This window comes from Micromonospora cathayae (assembly GCF_028993575.1).
Lineage (GTDB): Bacteria > Actinomycetota > Actinomycetes > Mycobacteriales > Micromonosporaceae > Micromonospora > Micromonospora cathayae.
The window spans coordinates 3,077,407-3,100,577 of the sequence record NZ_CP118615.1; the positions used below are offsets into that span (position 1 = coordinate 3,077,407).

The 23,171-nt window shown below is 73.9% G+C and carries 15 protein-coding genes; 13 read left to right on the forward strand and 2 right to left on the reverse strand.

The features are described 5' to 3' along the window. Positions 1–15: 15 nt before the first annotated feature. From PVK37_RS14280 to PVK37_RS14320, 9 genes are all read left to right on the forward strand, one after another. Complete coding sequence (locus PVK37_RS14280; protein WP_275034460.1) at positions 16–429, forward strand: CU044_2847 family protein; 414 nt, start codon at positions 16–18, stop codon at positions 427–429. A 15-nt stretch (positions 430–444) separates the two neighbouring features. Continuing rightward, on the forward strand, positions 445–2,508 hold the full coding sequence (locus PVK37_RS14285; protein ID WP_275034462.1) for a VMAP-C domain-containing protein: 2,064 nt from the start codon (positions 445–447) through the stop codon (positions 2,506–2,508). Beyond that, entirely contained in the window at positions 2,505–3,500 is a 996-nt protein-coding gene (locus tag PVK37_RS14290) for an AAA family ATPase (protein ID WP_275034464.1), read from the forward strand. The genes PVK37_RS14285 and PVK37_RS14290 overlap by 4 nt, the downstream gene beginning before the upstream one ends. A gap of 5 nt (positions 3,501–3,505) precedes the next feature. Beyond that, entirely contained in the window at positions 3,506–6,877 is a 3,372-nt protein-coding gene (locus tag PVK37_RS14295) for an SAV_2336 N-terminal domain-related protein (protein WP_275034466.1), read from the forward strand. 52 nt (positions 6,878–6,929) lie between these two features. Next, a complete protein-coding gene (dxr, locus tag PVK37_RS14300; RefSeq protein WP_275034467.1) occupies positions 6,930–8,141 on the forward strand; it encodes a 1-deoxy-D-xylulose-5-phosphate reductoisomerase in 1,212 nt (403 codons plus the stop codon). Then, positions 8,141–9,391, forward strand: coding sequence for a M50 family metallopeptidase (locus PVK37_RS14305; RefSeq protein WP_275034468.1), 1,251 nt, complete (start codon positions 8,141–8,143; stop codon positions 9,389–9,391). Before dxr ends, PVK37_RS14305 begins: the two co-directional genes overlap by 1 nt. Before the next feature lie 9 nt (positions 9,392–9,400). Beyond that, positions 9,401–10,576, forward strand: a complete 1,176-nt coding sequence (gene ispG / locus PVK37_RS14310) for a flavodoxin-dependent (E)-4-hydroxy-3-methylbut-2-enyl-diphosphate synthase (protein ID WP_275034469.1) — start codon at positions 9,401–9,403, stop codon at positions 10,574–10,576. Positions 10,577–10,709: 133 nt separating this feature from the next. After that, positions 10,710–11,549 (forward strand): GNAT family N-acetyltransferase, encoded by an 840-nt coding sequence (locus tag PVK37_RS14315; protein WP_275034470.1) that lies wholly within the window; start codon positions 10,710–10,712, stop codon positions 11,547–11,549. 180 nt (positions 11,550–11,729) lie between these two features. Then, complete coding sequence (locus tag PVK37_RS14320; protein WP_275034471.1) at positions 11,730–15,242, forward strand: ABC transporter ATP-binding protein; 3,513 nt, start codon at positions 11,730–11,732, stop codon at positions 15,240–15,242. Between the two features lie 115 nt (positions 15,243–15,357). Here PVK37_RS14320 and PVK37_RS14325 read toward each other — a convergent pair whose 3' ends face one another. Next, entirely contained in the window at positions 15,358–16,422 is a 1,065-nt protein-coding gene (locus PVK37_RS14325) for an NADH:flavin oxidoreductase/NADH oxidase (RefSeq protein ID WP_275034472.1), read from the reverse strand. A gap of 40 nt (positions 16,423–16,462) precedes the next feature. After that, positions 16,463–17,764: a dicarboxylate/amino acid:cation symporter gene (locus tag PVK37_RS14330; RefSeq protein ID WP_275035110.1), complete on the reverse strand. Its 1,302-nt coding sequence runs from the start codon at positions 17,762–17,764 to the stop codon at positions 16,463–16,465. 394 nt (positions 17,765–18,158) lie between these two features. Here PVK37_RS14330 and pcaF point away from each other — a divergent pair, with 394 nt between their 5' ends. The 4 genes from pcaF to PVK37_RS14350 all read left to right on the forward strand — a co-directional run bounded on the left by pcaF (position 18,159) and on the right by PVK37_RS14350 (position 22,948). Continuing rightward, positions 18,159–19,364: a 3-oxoadipyl-CoA thiolase gene (pcaF, locus tag PVK37_RS14335; protein ID WP_275034473.1), complete on the forward strand. Its 1,206-nt coding sequence runs from the start codon at positions 18,159–18,161 to the stop codon at positions 19,362–19,364. A 62-nt stretch (positions 19,365–19,426) separates the two neighbouring features. Next, positions 19,427–20,272: an SAM-dependent methyltransferase gene (locus tag PVK37_RS14340; protein WP_423791038.1), complete on the forward strand. Its 846-nt coding sequence runs from the start codon at positions 19,427–19,429 to the stop codon at positions 20,270–20,272. A gap of 7 nt (positions 20,273–20,279) precedes the next feature. Beyond that, positions 20,280–22,451 carry a putative bifunctional diguanylate cyclase/phosphodiesterase gene (locus PVK37_RS14345; RefSeq protein ID WP_275034476.1) on the forward strand — a complete coding sequence of 724 codons (2,172 nt, stop codon included), beginning with the start codon at positions 20,280–20,282 and terminating at the stop codon, positions 22,449–22,451. Then, positions 22,448–22,948 (forward strand): DUF456 domain-containing protein, encoded by a 501-nt coding sequence (locus PVK37_RS14350; protein WP_275034477.1) that lies wholly within the window; start codon positions 22,448–22,450, stop codon positions 22,946–22,948. Before PVK37_RS14345 ends, PVK37_RS14350 begins: the two co-directional genes overlap by 4 nt. Positions 22,949–23,171: the final 223 nt, after the last annotated feature.

The window sequence follows — 23,171 nt, forward strand, 5'->3', positions numbered from 1 at the left end:
CTGGTTGGAGTTCGTGTGGCCGAGCAGACGCAGGTTCAGCAGACGAAGGTGCAACTGCCGACCGGGCAGGTCATCTGGGCCACGGTGTACGACGAGGACTACCGGGCCGTTTCGGCGTCGCGGAAGATGCCCAGGCTCGACCCGGCGGAGCTGCGGGGTCTGGTGCAGGGGGTGTCCACGAGCATCCGGCAGGCCCTGGACGAGCTGGCACCTGACGATGTCAGCATCGAGTTCGGGGTCGACTTCGCGCTGAAGACCACCGGCCTGACCAGCCTGCTGGCGGAGGCCAGCAGCAAGGCCAGCGTCAAGGTGACCGTCTCCTGGCGTGCCGACGGCCCGCTCCGGGCCACGCTGCGCCCCGGTGCCCCCGATCCCGCCGAGGATGACGACGGCGTCGACCGGAATGCCGACGGAACCGCAGGCCAGTAGCTGGACGGTGCGCGGGTGGTACCGGATCGGACGGCGGGCGGGGCGGCTCTGGCCCAGCTGGAGCACCTGCTGGTGCACGCCGTGGCCGGGGTTCGTGAAGCGGGCGGCGAGGCCCACTCCGGCTCGGCCTTCTGGGTGGCACCGGAGTGGCTGCTGACCTGCGCCCACGTCACGAAGGGGCAGGTGGGTGACACGGTCAGGGTGAGCTGGGACAACGGTGGGAAGGAGCTGGACGGCACGATCGAGGCGATCGTGGGGGAGGAGGTACCCGACCGGCCGCTGCACGAGTACCCGGATCTGGCCCTCGTTCGGGTGCCCGGTGCCGACGATCATCCCTGTGTCTGGCTGGCCGAGGAGTACATGACGAGCCGGACGCCGCTGAGCCTCTTCGGTTACGTCGCGGGACTGGACGGGCGCATCGGAATGTACAAAGTGGCCGGTGAGTGCACGAACTGGGCGCGGTTCGGTCTCGACAGCGCGGGCATCGCCGCCACCGCCAAGATCGAGGGAGGTATGTCGGGGGGACCGGTACTCAACACGGTCACCGGCGCGGTACGCGGCCTCACCGTGATGGCCCAGGGCCAGGACAGCGGGCTCTACGTCTCGGTGCGGGCGATGCGCGAGTTCGAGCCGGACCTCTACCGGGAGGTGCTCCGGGCGCACGACCTGTTCCACGCGCGGGACCACCGCTGGACCAGCCTTCGGGACGACCTCACCCGGAAGCTGTACGAGTCGTCCGACCGCACCGGCAAACCGACCGCGGCGCAGCAGGTGGGCCTGCTCGGTGTCCTCGCCCGCGCGACGGACGACACCGAGCAGAACGGTCCCGCGGGCCGGGACGCTGAGCGGGACAGGCCGGCAGGCCGGGACGCTGCGCGGGACATGCTTCTGAGCCGGGACGCCGGAAGACTCACGAAGATCTACGTCGATGTGGTGGGCAGGGACTGGCCCGGCCCGGAGTCGCCGGGTTCCGTCCGCGATGTCCTCTGGCGGGCGCTCGAGTGGGCGGACCTCTGGGGCCTGGCCCCGCTGGGTGCGCTGGCCGGGCTGGTCCTGCCGCGTGAGCAGGACCGGAAGGACTGGCAGGAGCTGATCTCCCCGGGCCGTCCGGAAACGGAGCCGGGGACCGCCGGACACCGGGGGCGGGAGGCCGTGACGCCGGAGCCGGCGGCCCCGCAGGGCGTGGCACCCGAGCGGACGGCCCCGGCGGACGACTTCCGGTTCGTCGTCACGGTCGGCGAGATCACCGAGCCGGGCAGGGAACCGGGGTACGACCTGACCGTCCAGGTGCTGAGCGGCTCGGCGCACCCGGACGTCATCCATCAGGACGAGGACACCAGCCGGGACCTCGCGGCGACCAAACGGTTGATCGGGGAGGCGCTGCGGACCGCCCTCAACAAGTACGGCGGCCGGGCCCGGCTGGTCGAGTTCGTTCTCCCTCCCAAGCTGTTGAACGAGCCGTTCGACGAGATCACCCTGTCCGCCGAGGACTTCCTCAGTGTCGGCGAGGAGCACCCGGTCGTGGTCCGCACGCGCCGGGAGCCGCGCACCCGGCACAGGTGGGAGCACCGATGGCACAGCCTCACCCGCGCCGAGTCGGTGCAGCCGCGCTCGGTGACCTGCGCCTACACCGGTACCCCGGAGAGCCTGGGCAGGGAACTCGTCCGCCAGAGCGATCTCGGCGTCCTCACGTTGACCCGGCGACCGTCCGCCGTCGACGACGACCAGGTCCGTGGTTTCATCACGGTGGCCATCCAGGCCGGGGTGCCGGTGATCGTCTGGCCCCGCCCCGGATGTCCCCGGCACGACGGCGACGGCACCGGCCACTGCGCCGGGCAGCGGTTCTCGGTCGCGTTCGAGCAGGCCCTCACGGAATGGGCGGCCCGGGAGGGGGAGCAGCGCCGGCCGCGGTGGTCACAGGACCTACCCAGGATGGTCACCGAACTCCGGTTCGAGGCCGGCGGCGCCGAGCAGCACGACTGTCGGGGCCTGGTGCTGCTCCTCGACGACCCGGACCGGCCGGCGGACGACCTTCGGGCCCCACCCATCGAAACCAACCATGACGGAGTGCGGAGATGAGCGACTGGTACCGGTTCCGGGGGGACGGCGAGTGCCGGGAGTGGACGGACATCGACGCGCCGCCGTGGCGTCGCTTCGACGGCGGCCCGGTGGTGCGCCTGGACCCGTCCGGCGAGCGGACCGCCCGCCGCGAGCGCGACCGGGAACGCGGACGGGTCTACCAGGCCAGCGCCGAGGAGATCGAGCTGGTGAACGTCGCCATGCACCTGCGTCGTCCGCTGCTGATCAGCGGCAAGCCGGGCCTCGGCAAGTCGTCGCTCGCCTACGCGGTGGCGTACGAACTGCAGCTCGGTCCGGTGCTGCGCTGGTCGATCACCAGTGGCACCACCCTCCAGGAGGGTCTCTACCGGTACGACGCCATCGGCCGGCTCCAGGACGCCAACCTCGCCCGGCACGGCGACCCGGCCGTGGCGGACATCGGCCGGTACATCCACCTCGGCCCGCTCGGTACCGCGCTGCTGCCGTACGACCGGCCCCGGGTGCTCCTCATCGACGAGATCGACAAGAGCGACATCGACCTGCCGAACGACCTGCTCAACATCTTCGAGGAGGGTGAGTACCGGATCCCCGAGCTGGCGCGGTTGGGCCACGACGCGGAGCCGGTCCGGGCGTCCGTCGAGCACTCCGCCGACCCGGTGGAGATCAGCCAGGGTCTGGTGCGGTGCCGGGAGTTCCCGATCGTCATCCTCACCAGCAACCGGGAGCGGGAGTTTCCGCCCGCCTTCCTGCGCCGCTGCGTCCGGCTGGACATGCACGAGCCCGACGAGGCCCGACTCAGGAGCATCGTCGAAGCGCACTTCGACCCGGCGACGCGGGAGGCGAACGCGGACCTGATCGAACGGTTCCTGGAACTGCGGGCCGTCGGCGACCTCGCCACCGACCAACTGCTCAACGCGATCTTCCTGGTCTGCAACTCCGCGCGGGACGGTCAGGACCGCCAACAGCTCGCCGAGGTGGTGCTGCGGCACCTGGCGACCGATCCGACGGGATAGCGCCGATGGACGTGGCCCGCCTCGTGGCGGTACTGGACGCGGCCGGCCTGGAGTCGACACCCCGGGAGATCGCCGAGGCGCTCTGGCTGGCCCGGTACGCGCGACCGCCGTCGGGCGACCGGCGGGTTCCGGAGCCGGCGTACGCCGATCTCGACCTGGATGTCGACCCTGACCTGGACGCCGATCTCGACCTGGACGTCGATCTGGACGACGGGTCCGCCGACGCCGATCCGGCGGCCCGGCGGCCCGGCGGTGTCCCGGCCGGCCGGTTTGCCCTGCCCCGGGCGGCCAACCGTCGGCGACGCGAAGCGCCCCCGCACGCCCCGACCGCGACCGCCCCGAAGCGGGACGTCTTCCCGGCGCGGCCGGAGACCGCACCCGCCACCGGGCGGGCGCCGCTGCCGGCGGCGCTGTCCCAGGCCGCCGCCGTGCAGCGGGCGCTGCGTCCGTTCAAGCGGCGGGTCCCGTCCCAGCGCCGGTCCGAGCTGGACGAGGAGGCCACCGCGCACGCCATCGCGCAGACCGGGGTGTGGACGCCCGTGCTGCGCCCGGTCACCGAACGCTGGCTGGACCTGGTGCTCGTGGTGGACACCTCCGCCGCCATGGCGGTCTGGCGGGGCGTCGTCACGGACTTCCGGGAGACGGTGGAGCAGATCGGTGCCTTTCGGCGGGTCGAGACCTGGTACCTCGACACGGGCACCGGCGAGTGCACGATCGGCCGGACCCCGCACGGACCGCGCCAGCCGGCCGGGAGACTACTGGACGCGGGTAGCCGGCGGGCGTATCTGGTGATCACCGACGCGGCCGGTCAGGCGTGGTACGCGGGCACCGCCGCGACGGTGCTCACCCGGTTGGCGGAGCGGGGGCCGACCGCTGTCGTCCAGCCGCTGCCGGCACGCTTCTGGCGGCGTACCGGACTGCCCCCGCAGCCGGGGCGGGTACGGGCGGCGCAGCCGGCCGTACCGAACACCAGGTTGTCGTTCAGCGGTCAGCACGACCTGCTCGACGAGGCGGGCCCGCCGGTGCCGGTCCTGGCGCTCGACCCGGCGTGGCTGGGGGCCTGGGCCCAACTGGTCACCGCGCCGCCGGCCGACGGGGTGGTGCTTCCGGTGGCCCTGCCCGCGGCCGGCACCGGTGACCAGCCGGCCGCCGTACCTCCCCCCGCCCCGTCGCCGCCCCGGGCGGCGGACCGGGTGCGGGTGTTCCACCAGGCGAGTTCGCTCGGGGCGCGGACGCTGGCGGTCGCCCTGTCCCTGGTGCCGCTGACGTTGCCGGTGATGCGGCTGGTGCAGCACCTCACGGTGCCCTGGGTGCCGCCGTCGGTGCTCGCCGAGGTTCTGCTCGGCGGCCTGGTCAGGCAGGTGGCGCAGGACCGGTACGAGTTCCTTCCGGGGGTCCGGGAGGAACTGCTCCACGAGGTACGGGGCAGCCAGGCGTTGGACGTGATCGGGGAGGTCTCCCGGTACTTCGCCGCGCGCGCCGGCGGCCCGGGGGCGACCTTCCCGGTGGTCGACAGCCCACCGGACGCCGCGACAGATCCGCTGGCCTGGGTGCCGCCACTGGTCGCCGAACGGATGGGCCTGCGGGTGCCCCGTCCGGACAGGGCGAACCGGGACGACGGCTTCCCGGCCGAGGTGCGCGGCTACGAGCTGGTGCTCCGGGTTCCGGGGGCACCGCCCGCCCCGGCGGGTGTCCGGACGGTCGAGTTGCGGCTCGCCGACGGGGCCGAGTCACCCGAGGGCGCGGTCGGGGCGCTGCGGGCCAGCGGGCTGAGCGCGGCCGACTTCGTGGCCCGGGTGGTGCTGTTCGCCGGTGAGGTACGGGAGACGTTGATCCACTACGCGGCGCTGTACGGCTTCGCGGGCCGGCGCGTCGACGCGTACGCCGAGCGGAGGCTGCTGCGGTTGTCGCAGCCCGACCCGGAGTACGACGACTTCCCCGACGCCGGTCGGCCGGACGGGTATCTGGAGTGGGGGCAGGCCGGTGGGCCGCCCGCGGCGGCGGTCCCGACCGTCTCCCTCGACCTGCGCGACCCCCGGAACGTCACCGTGATCAGGTATGCGGCCCGGCTGCGTCTGGTGCCGCCCCCGACCCCGCGGGCCGCGTTGCAGGCGCTGGTGCGGGTGGCGGCGATCCGCCGGCGGGACCGGGGGGAACGCCTGCCTTTCCTGTCCACCGGCCGGGAGCCGGCACCGGTCGGCAAGGAGGACCCGGCCCAGGGCGTCGATCTCGAACGGGTCCGGCGGGCGGGCCAGAACCACCGCCAGGAACTACGACGGGCCGACCACATCGTCGACGATCTGCTTCCGCCGCGCCCGCGGCCGCCCTGGCTGCGCCGGATGGCCGAGGCGAACGCCGTCGACATCCGGACGGTGCTGGCCCGCCTCGGTTCGGAACCGGACGAGACCGGCAAGTGGCGCTGTCCGATCGGCCCGGCGCACGACGGCCCGGCGCACGACGGCCCGGCGCACGACGGCCCGGCGCACGACGGTGCGGCGACGGTGCGGGTCAGCGGCGACAACCGGGCCCGCTGTGCCCGTTGCCAGGCGGAGAAGGTCGGCCCGGTCCGGCTCGTGGTGGAGGCGCGCGGGATCGCCCCGGACGAGGCGGTCAGCGTCGTCCTCGGCGAGGAGCATCACCTCGAGGTCGGCTCGACCGTCACGGCCACCGTCACCCGGGTCGGCCCGACCTGGGTCTTCTGCACGGTGCAGGATGCCGGAACTGAACGCGCCGCCCGGCTGAAGCGTCCCGCCCGGGCCCGGCGGCCCGGCGGGCCGGACCGGTCGGGGTGGGCACCGGGTGACACCGTGGTCGCTCTCGTCACCGGGGTGCTGCCCGCCCCGGACCGGGGGCTGCTTCTCGACGCCGACTCCGCGGAGCTGGTCGAACGTGTCCTGCCTGCGTTCGTCGAGGAACTCTGCACGGGTCGGGTGGTGATCGCCGACGCGGCCCGGGTGGCCGGGGCGCGGACCAAGGTCGCGGTCGCCGCCACCGCCAGGGGGGTCGACGCCAAGGGGGCCGTGGTCGGCCGGCAGGCCAGCCGGGTCCAGGGGCTGGGGCGGCTGCTCGGGCGACCGGGTGCCGACGAGCACTTCCAGATCATCCAGTTCGCCCAGGACCGGGAGAAGTACCTGGTCAACGCGTTGAGTCCGGCCCGGGCCACCGACGTGCTCATCGGCGACGGTCACGCCGTGGCGGCCGTGCCCCATGGCAGCGGTGGCGGTATCGGTCGGGGCGGACTCAACGCCGAACTGGCCGGCAAGTTGACCGGGCTGCGCGTCCATATCGTGACCGACGGTAGCGACCTGTCCACCGTCCTGGCCGCCCTGACCGGTAACGCGGCTGGTCGGGCCGCACCGGGTCACGCCGGCAGCTGATGATCAACGGGGTGACGGTGGGGGGTGGCGCGGTATGGGAGACAATGCGCGGGTGACTGCTCCGCGTGACCTCGTCCTGCTCGGCTCGACCGGGTCCATCGGCACACAGGCCATCGACATCGTGCGCCGCAACCCGGACCGGTTCCGGGTGGTGGCGCTCGGCGCGGGCGGCGGCAACGTCGCGCTGCTCGCCGCCCAGGCGCTCGAACTCGGCGTCGACGCGGTCGGGGTGGCGAAGGCGTCCGCCGCGCAGGACCTCCAGCTCGCCTTCTACGCCGAGGCGAGCCGGCGCGGGTACGCCACCGGCGACTTCCGGATCCCGAAGATCATCGCCGGCCCGGACGCGATGACCGAGCTGGCCGCCTGGCCGTGCGACACCGTCCTCAACGGGGTGGTCGGCTCGCTCGGGCTCGCGCCGACCCTGGCCGCGCTGCGCGCCGGACGTACCCTCGCCCTGGCCAACAAGGAGTCCCTGGTCGCCGGCGGCTCCCTGGTGAAGGCCGCGCAGACCCGGCCGGGGCAGCTCGTCCCGGTGGACTCCGAGCACTCGGCGCTGGCCCAGTGCCTGCGCGGCGGCAGCCGGGGCGAGGTGCGGCGGCTGATCGTCACCGCCAGCGGCGGCCCGTTCCGGGGCCGGCGGCGCGACGAGTTGACGCAGGTCACCCCCGAGCAGGCGCTGGCCCACCCGACCTGGAACATGGGCCCGGTGGTCACCATCAACTCGGCCACCATGGTCAACAAGGCGCTCGAGGTGATCGAGGCGCACGAGCTGTTCGACGTGCCGTACGCCGACATCACCGTGATGGTGCACCCGCAGTCGGTGATCCACTCGATGGTCGAGTTCGTGGACGGCTCCACGATCGCCCAGGCCAGCCCGCCGGACATGCGGCTGCCGATCGCGCTCGGCCTGGGCTGGCCCGACCGGGTGCCGGACGCCGCCACCGCCGTCGACTGGACCACCGCGCACACCTGGGAGTTCGCCCCGCTGGACGACGCGGCGTTCCCGGCGGTGGCCCTGGCCAAGGCGGCCGGCGAGACCGGCCGGTGCCGCCCGGCGGTCTACAACGCGGCGAACGAGGAGTGCGTGGCCGCGTTCGTCGCCGGCCGGCTGCCGTTCCTGGGCATCGTCGACACCCTCGCGCGCGTCCTGGACGACACTCCCGACTTCGACGAACCAGGTACCGTCGAGGACGTGCTCGCGGCGGAGTCCTGGGCGCGCGCGTACGCGCAGGAGATCATCTCGACGTCGGTGGAAGGAGCTTGATGGCGTACCTGCTCGGGGTGGTGCTCTTCGCCCTGGCCATCCTCATCTCGGTCAGCCTGCACGAGGCGGGCCACCTGGCCACCGCCAAGGCGTTCGGCATGAAGGTGACGAAGTACTTCGTCGGCTTCGGCCCGACCATCTGGTCCTTCAAGCGGGGCGAGACCGAGTACGGCCTCAAGGGCATCCCGCTCGGCGGCTTCTGCAAGATCGTCGGCATGACGCCGCAGGACGACGACGTCGAACCCGGCGACGAGCACCGGGTGATGTGGAAGTACCCGGTCTGGAAGCGGACCGTGGTGATGTCCGCCGGGTCGGTCACCCACTTCGCGCTCGCCATCGTCGCGCTCTGGCTGGCCGCCGTCTTCATGGGCCTGCCCAACCCCGACTTCCCGACCACCGAGCAGCAGGCCCGCGACGAACCGGCCGTGGTGGTGCTCGGCGAGTGCGTGGTACCGGAGAACGTCGTCCGCGCCTGCACCCCCGCCGACCCGGCCAGCCCCGCCGCCGTGGCCCAGCTCCGCGACGGCGACCGGATCACCTCCTTCAACGGCGCGCCGATCGCCAACTACGGGCAGCTGCTCACCGCACTGCGCGCCGCCGCGCCGGGCGCCACCGCCGAGATCGGGTACGTCCGGGACGGGCAGGCCGCCACCACCCGGGCCACCCTCGCCAGCACCCAGCGTCCGCCGCTGGACGACGAGACCGGCCCGGTCGGCACGGTCGCCGCGCTCGGTGTCGGCCTGCGCCCCAGCACCCCGAACATGGTCACCTACGGTCCGGTCGACGCGTTCGGCGCGACCGCCGAGTACACCGGCAACATGGCCGTCGGCACCTACGAGGCGATGAAGCGAATCCCGCAGAAGGTGCCCGCCCTGTGGGAGGCGATCACCGGCGGCGAGCGGGACATGGACACCCCGATCAGCGTGGTCGGCGCGAGCCGGCTCGGCGGCGAGGCCGTCGCCAACGACGCCTGGGAACTGTTCGTCCTGCTGTTCATCTCGCTGAACTTCTTCATCGGCGTGTTCAACCTGCTGCCGCTGCTGCCGCTGGACGGCGGCCACATCGCCATCGCCTGGTTCGAGCGCGTCCGCTCCTGGCTGTACGCCCGGTTCGGCAAGGCCGACCCCGGCCGCGTCGACTACCTCAAGCTCATGCCCGTCACGTACGCGGTGATCCTGGTGGGTGGCGTGTTCACGTTGCTCACCATCACGGCGGACGTCGTCAACCCGATCACGCTCTTCTCAAGGTGAGTATCTGAAGTGACCGCTGTCAGTCTCGGTATGCCCGTCGTCCCGCCCCCGGCGCTGGCGCCCCGCCGCGCCAGCCGGCAGATCATGGTCGGATCGGTGCCGGTGGGCGGCGGCGCGCCGGTCTCCGTCCAGTCCATGACCACCACCCTCACCTCCGACGTCAACGCCACCCTCCAGCAGATCGCCGAGCTGACCGCGGCCGGCTGCCAGATCGTCCGGGTCGCCGTGCCCAGCCAGGACGACGTGGAGGCGCTGCCGGCGATCGCCCGCAAGTCGCAGATCCCGGTGATCGCCGACATCCACTTCCAGCCGAAGTACGTCTTCGCCGCGATCGACGCCGGCTGCGCGGCCGTCCGGGTCAACCCGGGCAACATCCGGCAGTTCGACGACAAGGTCAAGGAGATCGCCAAGGCGGCCGGCGACGCCGGCACCCCGATCCGGATCGGCGTGAACGCCGGCTCGCTCGACAAGCGGCTGCTCGCCAAGTACGGCAAGGCCACCGCCGAGGCGCTGGTCGAGTCGGCGCTGTGGGAGTGCTCGCTGTTCGAGGAGCACGGCTTCCGGGACCTCAAGATCTCGGTCAAGCACAACGACCCGGTGGTGATGATCCGCGCGTACCGGCAGCTCGCCGAGAAGTGCGACTACCCGCTGCACCTGGGCGTCACCGAGGCCGGACCCGCCTTCCAGGGCACCATCAAGTCGGCGGTGGCCTTCGGCGCGCTGCTCGCCGAGGGGATCGGCGACACCATCCGGGTCTCGCTCTCCGCCCCGCCGGTCGAGGAGATCAAGGTCGGTGCGGCCATCCTGGAGTCGCTGGGCCTGCGCGAGCGCGGCCTGGAGATCGTCTCCTGCCCGTCCTGCGGCCGGGCCCAGGTCGACGTCTACAAGCTCGCCGAGGAGGTCACCGCCGGCCTGGAGGGGCTGCCGGTGCCGCTGCGCGTCGCCGTCATGGGCTGCGTCGTCAACGGGCCGGGCGAGGCCCGCGAGGCCGACCTCGGCGTCGCCTCCGGCAACGGCAAGGGCCAGATCTTCGTCAAGGGCAAGGTCGTCAAGACCGTACCCGAGGCACAGATCGTGGAGACCCTGATCGAGGAGGCCCTCCGGATCGCCGACGAGATGGGTGCCGAACTGCCGGAGGACCTGCGCGGCCTGCTCCCGGCCACCCCCACCGTCACCGTGCACTGAGTGGGCGGCCCGGGTCCGTCCGCCGACGTCACGGGCGGGGTGGCCGGGCTCGGTACTCGCCCGGGGTAGGGCGGACGGCCGGGCTCGGCACTCGCCCGGCGGAGAGTCGGGTGCATCTGGCAGGCTGGTATCCGTGCTGACGGTGCCGGTGCGGCAGTTGGGGGAGTCGGAGCGACGTGCGGTCGAGCGGCTGCTCGACCGTGACCCCTTCGCGGGGGCGCAGGTCGCGGAACGCGTCGCCGCGCGCGGCCTCGCCTGGTGGCGCGCGGACGGGCGGATCCTCGGGTACGGTGCGCGTCGCCAACTCGAGTCGATCTGCTGGGTGGGCGGCAACCTCACCCCGATCCTCGCCGACCCGACGGCGGTGGCCGCCTTCGCCGACCTGCTCGCCGGCGAGGAACGGATCTGCTCCTCGATCGTCGGTCGGGCGGACGCCGTCCTCGGGCTCTGGGAACGGCTCTCCACGCACTGGGGGCCGGCCCGGGACGTCCGGCCCAACCAGCCGCTGCTGGCCACCGACGCGCTGCCCGGCGTCCCGGTCGACCCGGAGGTCCGGCAGGTCCGCGCCGGCGAGGTCGACGCGCTGTTCCCGGCGGCGGTGGCGATGTACACCGAGGAGGTCGGGGCGTCGCCGCTGATCGACGACGGCGGCCGCAGCTACCGGCGGCGGGTGACCGAGCTGGTCCGCGCCGGTCGGGCGTACGCCCGGTTCGTGGACGGCCGGGTCGTCTTCAAGGCCGAGCTGGCGGTGGTCACCCGGCGCACCGCGCAGGTCCAGGGGGTCTGGGTTGACCCGCAGTGGCGGGGGCGCGGGATCGCCACCGCGGCGATGGCGGCCGTGGTCCGGGACGCCCTGCTACGGGTCGCGCCGACGGTGAGCCTGTACGTCAACGACTTCAACCTGCCGGCCCGGCGGGTGTACCGGCGCTGTGGCTTCCGCCCGGTCGGCACCCTGGCGACCGTCCTGTTCTGAGCCGGTCCCCGGTCGGGCCCGCCCCGGGTCGGGTCCGTTCCGGGGCCGGGACGGTCTCCGGCCCGGCTGCCCGGCGGCGGCTGGCCCGGATGGGCGGCGGGGGCGTAAATACGTTGAGCAACCCGCCGGGGACCGAGAGGCTGGAAGCTTCGCCACCCCCCATGTCCGGAGGTACTTCGCATGCGTCTGCTCCGTGACCTGTGGGTCGCCGCGCCCCGCCGGATGGGGCTCGTGGCCGTCCTGATCGTGCTCGGGGCCGCCGGCCAGGCCGCCGCGTCGGCCCTGGCCGGGCCGGTACTGGTGAACCGCTCCGGTGGTCTGTTCACGCTGCTGGCGGTGGCCCTGGCCGCCGCCGTGCTCACCGACGTCGCGATCGGTCTGGTGATGGCCGGCCTGACCGCCGACTGGACGGCCGACGTCCGCCGCCGGCTGTGCCGGGTGGCGTTCGGCCAGGACCTGCCCACCCTGGAGGGAACCCCGGTCGGTGAGCTGCTCGACCGGATCGACGGGGACGTCTACCAGGTCGGCGCCGAGCTGCGCGGGGTCGGCGTCCGGCTCACCCAGGCGCTCGCCACCGGGGTGCTCTCCACCGCCGTCGCGCTGCTGGTCTGGTGGCCGGCCGGGGTCGGCATGCTGGCGCTGACCGTGCTGCTGGTGTTCCTGCTGCGCAAGCCCACCGGGCGGATCGGCCCGGCCCGGATGGCCGAGGAGGAGGCCTGGTCGGACCTGGCCGCGGTGATGGAGGAGTCCATCCACGGCCAGGACGACGTCCGCACCACCCTGGCCCGCCCGTACGTGCTGCGGCTGTACGCGCAGCGGGCGGCCCGGGTGCTGCGCCGGGGTCGACGGGTGTGGCTGCTGACCGCCCGGGTCACCACCGTGGCGGCGGGCGTCACCCGGGCCGGGATCGCCGCCGTGGTGCTCGGCGGCGGCTGGGCGCTGGTCACCGGGCAGGTCGACGCGGCCCGGCTGACCGCCGTGTGGCTGCTCGCCCTCGCCTTCGGCGGCACCGTCGAGCACGCCACCCGGATGGTGCCGCAGCTCCAGCACGCCCTCGGCGCGTGGGCCCGGGTGCAGCTGCTCGCCGACGCCCGCCAGGAACCGGCCGGCGGCGCGTCACCGGTGCCGGGGAACCTGGAGATCCGGGGCCTGACCTTCCGGTACCCGACCAGCGACCATGGGCGCGGCCCCGCGCTGCGCGACGTGCACCTGACGTTCGCCCCGGGCCGCTCGTACGCGCTGATCGGGCGGACCGGGTCGGGCAAGTCGACGCTGGCCAAGGTGCTGTCCCGGGCGGTCGACCTGCCCACCGCGACCGTCTTCCTGGCCGGCACCGACCTGCTCGACCTGGACGTCGAACACCTGCGCCGGTTCGTGGCCGTGGTGCCGCAGCGCACCGAGATCCTGGCCGGGACGCTCGCCGAGAACGTCGCGTTGTTCGACCCGGCCCTGCTGGACGACGCCACCCGGGCCCTGCACGAGTTGGGGCTGGACGGCTGGCTCGCCGAACTGCCCGACGGGGTGCACACCCGGCTCGGCGAGGGCGGGTACGTGCTCTCCGCCGGGCAGGAGCAGTTGGTGGCGTTCGCCCGGATCCTGGTCCGGGACCCGCACGTGGTGATCCTCGACGAGGCGACCGCCCGACTGGACCCGGTCACCGAGGCCCGGGTGCAGCGCGCCACCGAGCGGCTGCTCGCCGACCGGATCGGCATCGTCATCGCGCACCGGCTCTCCTCGGTGCGCCAGTGCGACGAGGTGGTGGTGATGGCTGACGGGGCGGTGGTCGAGGCCGGGCCGCTGCACGAGTCGGAACGGTTCGCCACGCTGCTGGCCGCCAGCCACGCCGCGTCGTACGCGCACGCGGGTGGGGGTGCCGGCGGCGGGGTGGACCTGCTGACCGGCCCGGAACCGGACGACCCCTGGCCGCTGCCGGGCCCGGCTCCGGCGGGTGCGAACGCCCCCGTCGCCGGCCCGGACGGCCGGTCGAAGGCGACCGCGCCGCCGCTGCCGCCCGCCCCGTCGGCCGGCACGCTCCGCGAGATCGCCCGCCTGGTCGTCAACGATCCCCGGTACGGTCTGGTCGCGTTGGTGCTGTTCACCGCGGGCGGGGTGCTCGGCCTGGACGGGTCGGTGCTGCCGTGGCTCTGGGCCGACCTGGTCGACGGGGCCGGCAGCGTCTGGCTGCCGGCCCTGGGCATCGCGACGGCGCTGCTGGTCACCCTGCCGGTGCCGTACTACACCAACCTGTGGTTCCCGCAGTGGTGGGTGCGGCAGACCCTACGGATCGGCGCGCGGCTGGTGCACGGCCAGACCGGGCCGCGGCGGGTCAGCGGGCACACCCCGGCCGAGGTGGTGGCCCAGGGCGGCGACACCGAACGGGTGGTGATGCTCGCCGACAACGTGATGGACAACGCCACCAGCATCGTCCTCGTGGTGGTGATGACGGCGGTCTCCGGCAGCGTCGTACCCGGCCTGTTCTTCCTGGGCACGATGCTGGTGTCCGGGCTGGCCGCGACCCTGTTCGGGCCGCGGCTGGAACGTTCCGCGCGGGACACCGTGGCGGCCCGGGCGGCGTTCGCCACCGCCCTGGTGTCGTCGCTGTCGGCCGCCCGGACGGTGAAGCTGGCCGGGGCCACCCGGCCGGTGCTGCGCCACCTGGCCGGGCTGGACACCGTCCGCAGCGACCGGCAGCGGCGGGAGATCGTGATGCAGGTGTGGTCCCGCTCGACCCCGGCGCTGATCAGCGGACTGCTGCCGATCGGCGCGTGGGCGCTCTTCCTCACCGGGGGACTCTCCGCTGGCGCGACCCTGATCGCCGTCTCCACCCTCGGCGCGGCCCGCTGGTTCGCCTGGACCACCGCGTCGCTGGTCTCGCAGTACCCGTCGGCGAAGGTGTGGACCCGACGGACGGTGGCGATGGCCGGGGTCGGGACGTACTCGGCGGCGGTGCCGGGGCTGGACCTGGCCGCCGGTACGGCGCCCGCGCCGGAGCCCGCGCCCCGGCGTCCGCTGCGCCGGCTGACGCTGACCGGCTTCGGCGCGGTGCACGAGGACGGTACGGTGGCCGTCCGCGACGTCGACCTGAGCGTGGATCGCGGCCAGTTGGTGCTGGTCGTGGGGCCGGTCGGGGCGGGCAAGTCGTCCCTGCTGCGGGCCCTGGCCGGGATCGTGCACCACAGCGGCACGCTGGCCTGGAACGGGGATCCGGTCACCGAGCCGGAGGTGTTCCTGCGGCCCAACCAGGTCGGCTACGTCGGCCAGCTGCCCCGGGTGCTCTCCGGCACGGTCGCCGACAACATCGCGCTCGGGCACGAGGTGGACGCGGACGGCGCGGTGTCGACCGCCCAGTTGGAGCACGACCTGGCGGCGGCCGGTGGCGGGCTGGGGCTGCTGATCGGGCACAAGGGCACCCGGCTGTCCGGTGGGCAGTTGCAGCGGCTCGCGTTGGCCCGGGCGTTGGCGCCGCGTACCGAACTGCTGATCGCCGACGACGTCTCCTCGGCCCTGGACGTCACCACCGAGCTGGCGCTCTGGTCGGCGCTGCGGGCGTCCGGGGTGACCGTGGTCGGTTCCACGTCGAAACGGGCGGCGCTGCTCCAGGCCGACCACGTGGTGGTGCTGATCGGCGGCACGGTGGCCGACCAGGGTCGCTGGCAGGACCTGGCGGACCGCTGGTCCCACCTGGCCGGCTGACCCGTCGGCCCCCGTCCGGCCCCGGCGGTCGGGCTCCGGCCGGGGGCGGGCCGGTACGGGTCGGCGGCCGACGGTCCGGGTCCCGCCCGCGCACCGGCGGGACCCGGACCGTGGGTCAGAGCGCGCGGGCGTACTGCTGGGGCCGGCTCGTGGCGGCACCCAACTTGGCCGCCGCCCGGTGTGCCCAGTACGGGTCGCGCAGCAGTTCCCGGCCGAGCAGCACCAGGTCGGCCTCGCCGTCGGCGACGATCCGCTCGGCCTGCTCCGGCTCCACGATCAACCCGACCGCACCGGTGGGCACCCCGGCCTCCCGGCGGACCCGGGCCGCCAGCGGCACCTGGTAGCCCGGCCCGACCGGGATGTCCGCCCGGGCCGTCGCCCCACCCGACGAGCAGTCGACCAGGTCCACCCCGACCCGGGCCAGTTCGCCGGCCAGCACCACGCTGTCGTCGACCGTCCAGCCGTCGTCGACCCAGTCGGTGGCGGAGATCCGGGCCAGCACCGGCACGTCCTCGCCGACGGCCGCGCGGACCGTCCGGGCCACCTCCAGCGTCAGCCGCATCCGGCCGGCCCGGTCCCCGCCGTAGCCGTCGGTGCGGTGGTTGGTCAGCGGGGAGAGGAACTCGTGCAGCAGGTAGCCGTGCGCGGCATGGATCTCCACGGCGGCGAAACCGGCGTCCACCGCCCGGACCGCCGCCGTACCGAACGCCTCGACGACGGTGTCGATGCCGGCCGCGTCCAGCGCGGTCGGGGTCCGGTAGTCGGGTACGAAGGGCTCCGCGCCGGGGCCGACCGGTGTCCAGCCGCCCTCGGCGTCCGGCACCCCGCCGCGCTCCGGCGCCCACGGCCGGTAGGTGGACGCCTTGAAACCGGCGTGCGCCAGCTGGACCGCCGGCACCGACCCGTGCGCGGTCAGGAACGCGGTGACCGGCCGCCACGCGTCGACGTGCGCGCCGGACCACAGGCCGGTGTCCTGCGGGCTGATCCGGCCCTCGGGGAGTACCGCGGTGGCCTCGGTCAGCAGCAGGCCGACGCCGCCCACCGCGCGGGAACCGAGGTGCACCCGGTGCCACTCGTTGGGCAGGCCGTCCTCGGCGCTGTACTGGCACATCGGGGCCAGGGCGACCCGGTTGGGCAGGGTGACGCCGCGCAGGGTCAGCGGGGTGAACAGGGCGCTCATGTGCTCTCTCCAGGAGGTGGAACGGGCGGGAACGGGTCGGCTACCCGCGGGACGTCGACAGCACGCCGGTGCCCGCCGCGGGTGCCACCGTCCCGACCGGCTCGGTCAGGTCCCGCCGGCCGGCGGCGTCGTACGCGCTCCGGTCGAGGATGCCCTCACGGGCGGCGACGACGGTCGGCACCAGGGCCTGACCGGCCACGTTGGTGGCGGTGCGGATCATGTCGAGGATCGGGTCGATGGCGAGCAGCAGACCGGCCCCGGCCAGCGGCAGCCCCAGCGTGCTCAGGGTCAGGGTGAGCATCACGATGGCCCCGGTCAGGCCGGCGGTGGCGGCCGAGCCGACCACCGAGACGAAGGCGATCAGCAGGTAGTCGGTGACGCCGAGGTCGACGCCGAACACCTGGGCGACGAAGATCGCCGCGAGCGCCGGGTAGACCGCCGCGCAGCCGTCCATCTTGGTGGTCGCGCCGAACGGCACGGCGAACGAGGCGTACTCGCGGGGCACCCCGAGCCGCTCGACGGACCGCTGGGTCACCGGCAGGGTACCCACCGAGGAACGGGACACGAAGGCCAGCTCGATGGCGGGCCAGGCCCCGGCGTAGAAGCGCAGCGGGTTGAGCCGGCCGGCGGCGAGCAGCACCACCGGGTAGATCACCAGCAGCACGATCGCGCAGCCGACGTAGACGGCGGTGGTGAAGGTGGCGAGCGGGGCGAGCAGGTCCCAGCCGTACGTGGCGACCGCGTTGCCGATCAGGCCGAGCGTGCCGAGCGGGGCGAGCCGGATCACCCACCACAGCGCCTTCTGCACGATCTCCAGCAGCGAGCGGTTCAGGGCGACGAACGGTTCGGCGGGTTCACCGACCAGCAGCGCCGCCGCGCCGACCACCAGGGCGAGGAAGACGATCTGCAGGACGTTGCCCTCGACGAACGCGCCGACCGGGTTGGTCGGCACGATGCCGGTGAGGAAGTCGGTCCAGGAGCCGGTCCGTTCCGGGGCGGTGGCCGCGGCGGTGTCCAGGGTGACGCCCCGGCCCGGGTCGGTGAGCAGCCCGAGCCCGATGCCGACGCCCACCGCGAGCAGTGCGGTGACGCCGAACCAGAGCAGGGTCTTGCCGGCCAGCCGGGCCGCGTTGGTGACGCCGCGCAGGCTCACCACGCTGACCACGATGGCGGTGAAGACCAGTGGCGGCACGGCCAGCTTGAGCAACTGGACGAAGAGTCCGCCGACGGTGTCGAGGGTGCTGGTCAGCCAGCCCTGGTCGGTGGCGCGGGCGACGAAGCCGAGCGCCACGCCGAGGACCAGACCGAGCAGGATCTGGACGGAGAAGGGGATTCTGCGCAGGGCGGAGATCATGACGACGTGTCCCAGGGGTGTCGGGCGGGTACGGGCGGTGTCGGGAGGTGACTACCGCGCCGGACAGATGCCGCTGGCCTGCCGTCGGAGATCGACGTACAGGCGCACGGTGAGGTGCCAGACATTGGTCATCGTCCGGTGACGATACGCCCGGCGGCTCCGTGATCGAAAGGAGCCCGAGCGGTGAGGATCCTTACAGGCGCGGTCGGGAACAGCCGGCCGGGTCCCGGGCGGCCGGGCGGGTCCGTGTCACGTCGGCCGGCCGGCCGACGCCGGCGCGGATATCCTGACCGTCGGTGTCGCCGTGACCCGGCCGACGCCGCCCACCCGCCTTCCACCCGGAAGGACGACCCGCCCTTCCCACCCCCGAAGGACAGCAGCGATGAGCGTGGCATACCTGGTGGCCGGAGTCCGCACCCCGATCGGCCGGTACGGCGGCACGCTCGCCGGCGTCCGCCCCGACGACCTGGCCGCGCACGTGATCCGCGAGCTGGTCGCCCGGCATCCGTCGGTGGACTGGAACCGGGTGGACGACGTGATCCTGGGCTGCGCCAACCAGGCCGGCGAGGACAACCGCAACGTGGCCCGGATGGCCGCGCTCCTCGGCGGTCTGCCCGAGGAGGTTCCCGGCAGCACCGTCAACCGGCTCTGCGGCTCCGGCCTGGACGCGCTCGCCACCGCCGCCCGCGCGATCGTGGCCGGTGAGGCCGACCTGGTCGTCGCCGGTGGGGTGGAGAGCATGAGCCGGGCGCCGTTCGTCATGCCGAAGGCGACCACCCCGTTCTCCCGGACCGCCGAGGTGTACGACACCACCCTCGGTTGGCGGCTGGTCAACCCGCTGATGGAGCGGGGGTGGGGCATCGACACGATGCCGGAGACGGCGGAGAACGTGGCCGCCGAGTTCGGGGTGGACCGCGCCGAGCAGGACGCCTTCGCGTACCGCTCCCAGCAGCGGGCGGCGAAGGCGCAGGCCGACGGCCGGTTCGCCGAGGAGATCGTGGCGGTGACCGTGCCGGAGGGGCGGCGGGGCACCCGGGTGGTCGACACCGACGAGCATCCCCGCGAGACCTCCCTGGAGAAGCTGGCCGCGCTGCCCACCCCGTTCCGCGCGGACGGCACGGTGACCGCCGGCAACTCGTCCGGCGTCAACGACGGCGCGGTGGCGCTGCTGGTCGCCGGGGAGGCCGCCGTCGCCCGGTACGGCCTGACCCCGCTGGCCCGGATCGGCGGGGCCGCCACGGCCGGCGTACCGCCCCGGATCATGGGCATCGGTCCGGTACCGGCCACCCGGAAGCTGCTCGACCGGCACCGGCTCACCCTGGCCGACGTGGACGTCGTCGAGCTGAACGAGGCGTTCGCCGCCCAGTCGGTGGCGGTGCTGCGGGAGCTGGGCCTGCCCGCCGACGCCGAGCACGTCAACCCCAACGGTGGGGCGATCGCGCTCGGCCACCCGCTGGGCGCGAGCGGGGCCCGGCTGGCGCTGACCGCCGCGCTGGAACTGCGGCGCCGGGACGCCCGGCGGGCGCTGGTCACCATGTGCGTCGGGGTCGGCCAGGGCATCTCGCTGATCCTGGAGTCAGCGGCCTAGCATGGGCACACCAGACGACCTGCGGGTCTGCCGGTGATCGTCCGGGTGTCCGGCGGTCACCGGTGCCGCACGGCGAGGAAGTGGGGCGGACAGTGCAGCAGGCGGACGGGGTACCGGCGGTCGACCTGAGTCGCCCGAGCGCGGCCCGGGTCTACGACTACTTCCTCGGTGGCGCGCACAACTTCGAGGTCGACCGGCAGCTCGCCGAGCAGATCGCGGCGATGACCCCGCACCTGCCCGCGACCATGCGCGCCGGCCGGGACTTCCTGCGCCGGGCGGTCCGGGTGCTGCTCGACGCCGGCATCGACCAGTTCCTCGACATCGGATCCGGCATCCCGACCGTCGGCAACGTGCACGAGGTGGCCCAGGCGACCGACCCGGCGGCGCGGGTGGTGTACGTCGACATCGACCCGGTGGCGGTGGCGCACAGCCGGGAACTGCTCGCCGGCAACGACCGGGCGACGGTGCTCCACGCCGACCTGCGTGACCCGGAGCGGATCCTCGCCGGGGCGCGGTCCGGCGGACTGCTCGACCTCGACCGTCCGGTCGGCATCCTGCTCGCCGGGGTGGTCCACTTCGTACCGGACGCCGACCGCCCGGCCGAGGTGCTGGCCACCCTGCGGGCCGCCGCCGCACCCGGCAGCTTCCTGGTGATCTCGCACTCCACCTTCGAGGACCAGCCGCAGGAGATGCTGGACGCCCAGCGGCTGTCGGCCCGCACCGACACCGAGATCACGCTGCGCTCCCGGGCCGAGATCACCGGGTTCTTCGGCGACTGGACCGTCCTCGAACCGGGCGTGGTGCACATGCCACTGTGGCGTCCCGACTCGCCGTCGGACGTCGACGACCGGCCGGAGCGGTTCGGCGCGTTCGGCGGCGTCGCCCGGCACGACCACACACCCGGCTAGGCACCGGATGAGCAGCGCTGCCGGGGGACCGGACGCCGAGGGGTACAGCCGTCCGGGGGCGCGCCGGTACGCCGCCGACTGGGCCCGGACGGTACGCCGGCTCGGGTACGTGCCGCTGAGCGCGGGCGAGACCGAGCGGCTGCTGTTCGGGCACACCGTACGGCTGGCCCGGGCCGTCCTGGCCCGGGACTTCTCGACCCGGCCGGCCGACGAGGTCGGTCGGGCCCTGGTCGAGGCGCACCTGACCGAACCCCGGGCCGTCGACTGGTCGGTCCGGGTCCTCGGCGAGCGGTTCCTGACCGACGTCCTCCCCGACGCCGGTGACGTGCCCGCCGGGGCCGAGCGGCGGTCCCGGGTGGCTGCCCTGCAGGGGGCGCTGGCCGGCGGGTTCGCCCGGGCGCTGCGCGAACGGACGTTCACCCAGCAGGAGCGGATCGCCCGGTCGGCCTGGCAGGCGCGCGACGACGTGGAACAGGCCCTGCGCGACAGCGAGGCCCGGTTCCGGGCGGTCTTCACCGGCGCGGCGATCGGCATCGGCATCGCCGGCACCGACGGGAACATCATCGACGTCAACCAGTCCTTCGCCGACATGCTCGGCTACCAGCCCGCCGAGCTGCGGCAGACCAACGTGGCGCGCCTGTTCCACCCCGACGACGCACCCGGGATGTGGGAGCTGTACCAGGAACTCCTCGCCGGCAAGCACGACTCGGTACGGGTGGAGAAGCGCTACCACCGCAAGGACGGCAGCGTGGTCTGGACCGACCTGGCCGTGTCGCTGATCCGGTACGACGACGGCCGGCCCCGGTTCACGGTGGCGATGATCGAGGACATCACCGACCGGCACGAACTCCAGCAGCGGCTCCGCTACCAGGCCACCCACGATCCGCTGACCGGCCTGCCCAACCGGACGCTGTTCTTCGAGACCCTCGGTGACCTGTTCGCCCGCGCCGAGCCGCAGCGGCGGGTCGGTGTCTGCTTCCTCGACCTGGACGGTTTCAAGGCGATCAACGACAGTCTCGGGCACGACCTCGGCGACCGGCTGCTGGTGGTGATCGCCCAGCGGCTGGCGAACTGTGTCGCCGAGCACGGGCACCTGGTGGCCCGGATGGGCGGGGACGAGTTCGTGATCCTGGTCGACGGCGGGGACGGCCTCGACCGGGCGATCGGGGTGGCCGAGACGGCCCTGGCCGCCGTCTCCGCCCCGGTGCACGTGGCCGGGCAGCAGCTCGCCGTGTCGGCGAGCATCGGCATCGTGGACTGCGCGGTCGGCGAGACCAGCGGGTCCGAGCTGATGAAGGCCGCCGACACCACCCTCTACTGGGCCAAGGCGGAGGGGCGGGGCCGGTGGGCGGTGTACGACCCGGAGCGTGGCGCCCGGGACATCGCCCGGTCCACGCTGGCCGCGGGTCTGCCGGCGGCGCTGGAACGCGGCGAGTTCGTGCTGCACTACCAGCCGATCGTCGCGCTGCTGGACTCCTCCATGGTGGCCGTCGAGGCGCTGGTCCGCTGGCAGCACCCCGAGCTGGGCCTGCTCGGGCCGGACGGCTTCATCGGCCTGGCCGAGGAGACCGGGCTGATCGTCGCGCTCGGGCGGTGGGTCCTGGAACAGGCGTGCCGGGACGCGTACGGGTGGCTGACCGGTTTCCCCGAGGCCCGGCTGGTGGTGAGCGTCAACCTGGCCGCCCGGCAGGCCGACGACCCGGCGATCGTGGCGACCGTCGCCGGGGCGCTGGCGGCCAGCGGGCTGCCGGCCGACCTGCTCCAGTTGGAGCTGACCGAGAGCGCGGTGATGGGTACGGCCGGGGAGCCGCTGCGGTCGCTGAACCGGCTCGCCGACCTCGGCGTCCGGCTCGCCATCGACGACTTCGGTACCGGATACTCGAACCTGGCGTACCTGCGGAAGCTGCCGATCCACTCGCTGAAGCTGGCCGGTCCGTTCGTGGAGGGGATCCGCGCCGACGGGCCGGACCAACCGGCCGCCCACCGCGACGAGCGGATCGTCGACGCCCTGGTCCGGTTGGCGCACGCGGTGGAACTCTGGGTCACCGCCGAGGCGGTGGAGACCGCCGTGCAGGCCGAGCGGCTCCGGGCGTTGCGCTGCGACACCGGGCAGGGCCGGTTCTTCGGGCCCCCGGTGCCGGCCCACGACATCACCGCCCGGCTGAGAGGTGACCGGTGAGCCTGACCGACGCGAACACGGTGGCGACCCTGGTGGCCGCCCTGGCCATCCTCGCCGGGCTCGCCGGGGTGGTGCTGCCCGGCCTGCCGGCGCTGCCGTTGTGCTGGGGCGGGGTGCTGGTCTGGGCGCTGCTCTCCGACGCCGGGCCGGGCCGCTGGGTGGTGCTGGTCGCCGCCACCGTCGTGGTGGCCGCCGGCACCGTGGTCAAGTACCTCTGGCCGGGGCGGAACCTGAAACGGACCGGGGTGCCCACCTCGTCGCTGCTCGCCGGGGGACTGCTCGGGCTGGTCGGGTTCTTCGTGGTGCCGGTGGTCGGGCTGGTGCTCGGTTTCGTCGGCGGGGTGTGGGCGGCCGAGCGGCTGCGGCTGGGCGACTCCCGGCTCGCCTGGCCGTCGACCGTGCAGACGCTCAAGGCGGTCGGCCTGTCGATGATCGTCGAGTTCGGTGCCGGCCTGCTCGTCGCGGCGCTCTTCGTCACCGGTCTGGTCCTGACCTGAGCCTGCGGCGCGGCGGGGCCCCGGGGAGTCGGCGTGGGGCGGCGGCGGGGGACGGATGTCGGGTACGGCGCAGCGCCGTACCGGGTGAGAGAGGTGACCGACGTCCCCCGCCGCCGCGGGCCGGGCGGTCCGAGCGCCCGGTGGTGGCCCGGTGGATCGGGCCTGGTCACGGGGTCAAGCATGCGTCCGGTGATGATCCGCCGGCAAGGCAATTAGGGCTGCC

Bases quoted from the DNA above. Each gene is read 5' to 3' on its own strand.
- PVK37_RS14290 (WP_275034464.1), top strand. From the start codon at position 2,505: ATGAGCGACTGGTACCGGTTCCGGGGGGACGGCGAGTGCCGGGAGTGG.
- PVK37_RS14345 (WP_275034476.1), top strand. From the start codon at position 20,280: ATGAGCAGCGCTGCCGGGGGACCGGACGCCGAGGGGTACAGCCGTCCG.
- PVK37_RS14305 (WP_275034468.1), top strand. From the start codon at position 8,141: ATGGCGTACCTGCTCGGGGTGGTGCTCTTCGCCCTGGCCATCCTCATC.
- PVK37_RS14295 (WP_275034466.1), top strand. From the start codon at position 3,506: ATGGACGTGGCCCGCCTCGTGGCGGTACTGGACGCGGCCGGCCTGGAG.
- pcaF (WP_275034473.1), top strand. From the start codon at position 18,159: ATGAGCGTGGCATACCTGGTGGCCGGAGTCCGCACCCCGATCGGCCGG.
- PVK37_RS14325 (WP_275034472.1), bottom strand. From the start codon at position 16,422: ATGAGCGCCCTGTTCACCCCGCTGACCCTGCGCGGCGTCACCCTGCCC.
- PVK37_RS14320 (WP_275034471.1), top strand. From the start codon at position 11,730: ATGCGTCTGCTCCGTGACCTGTGGGTCGCCGCGCCCCGCCGGATGGGG.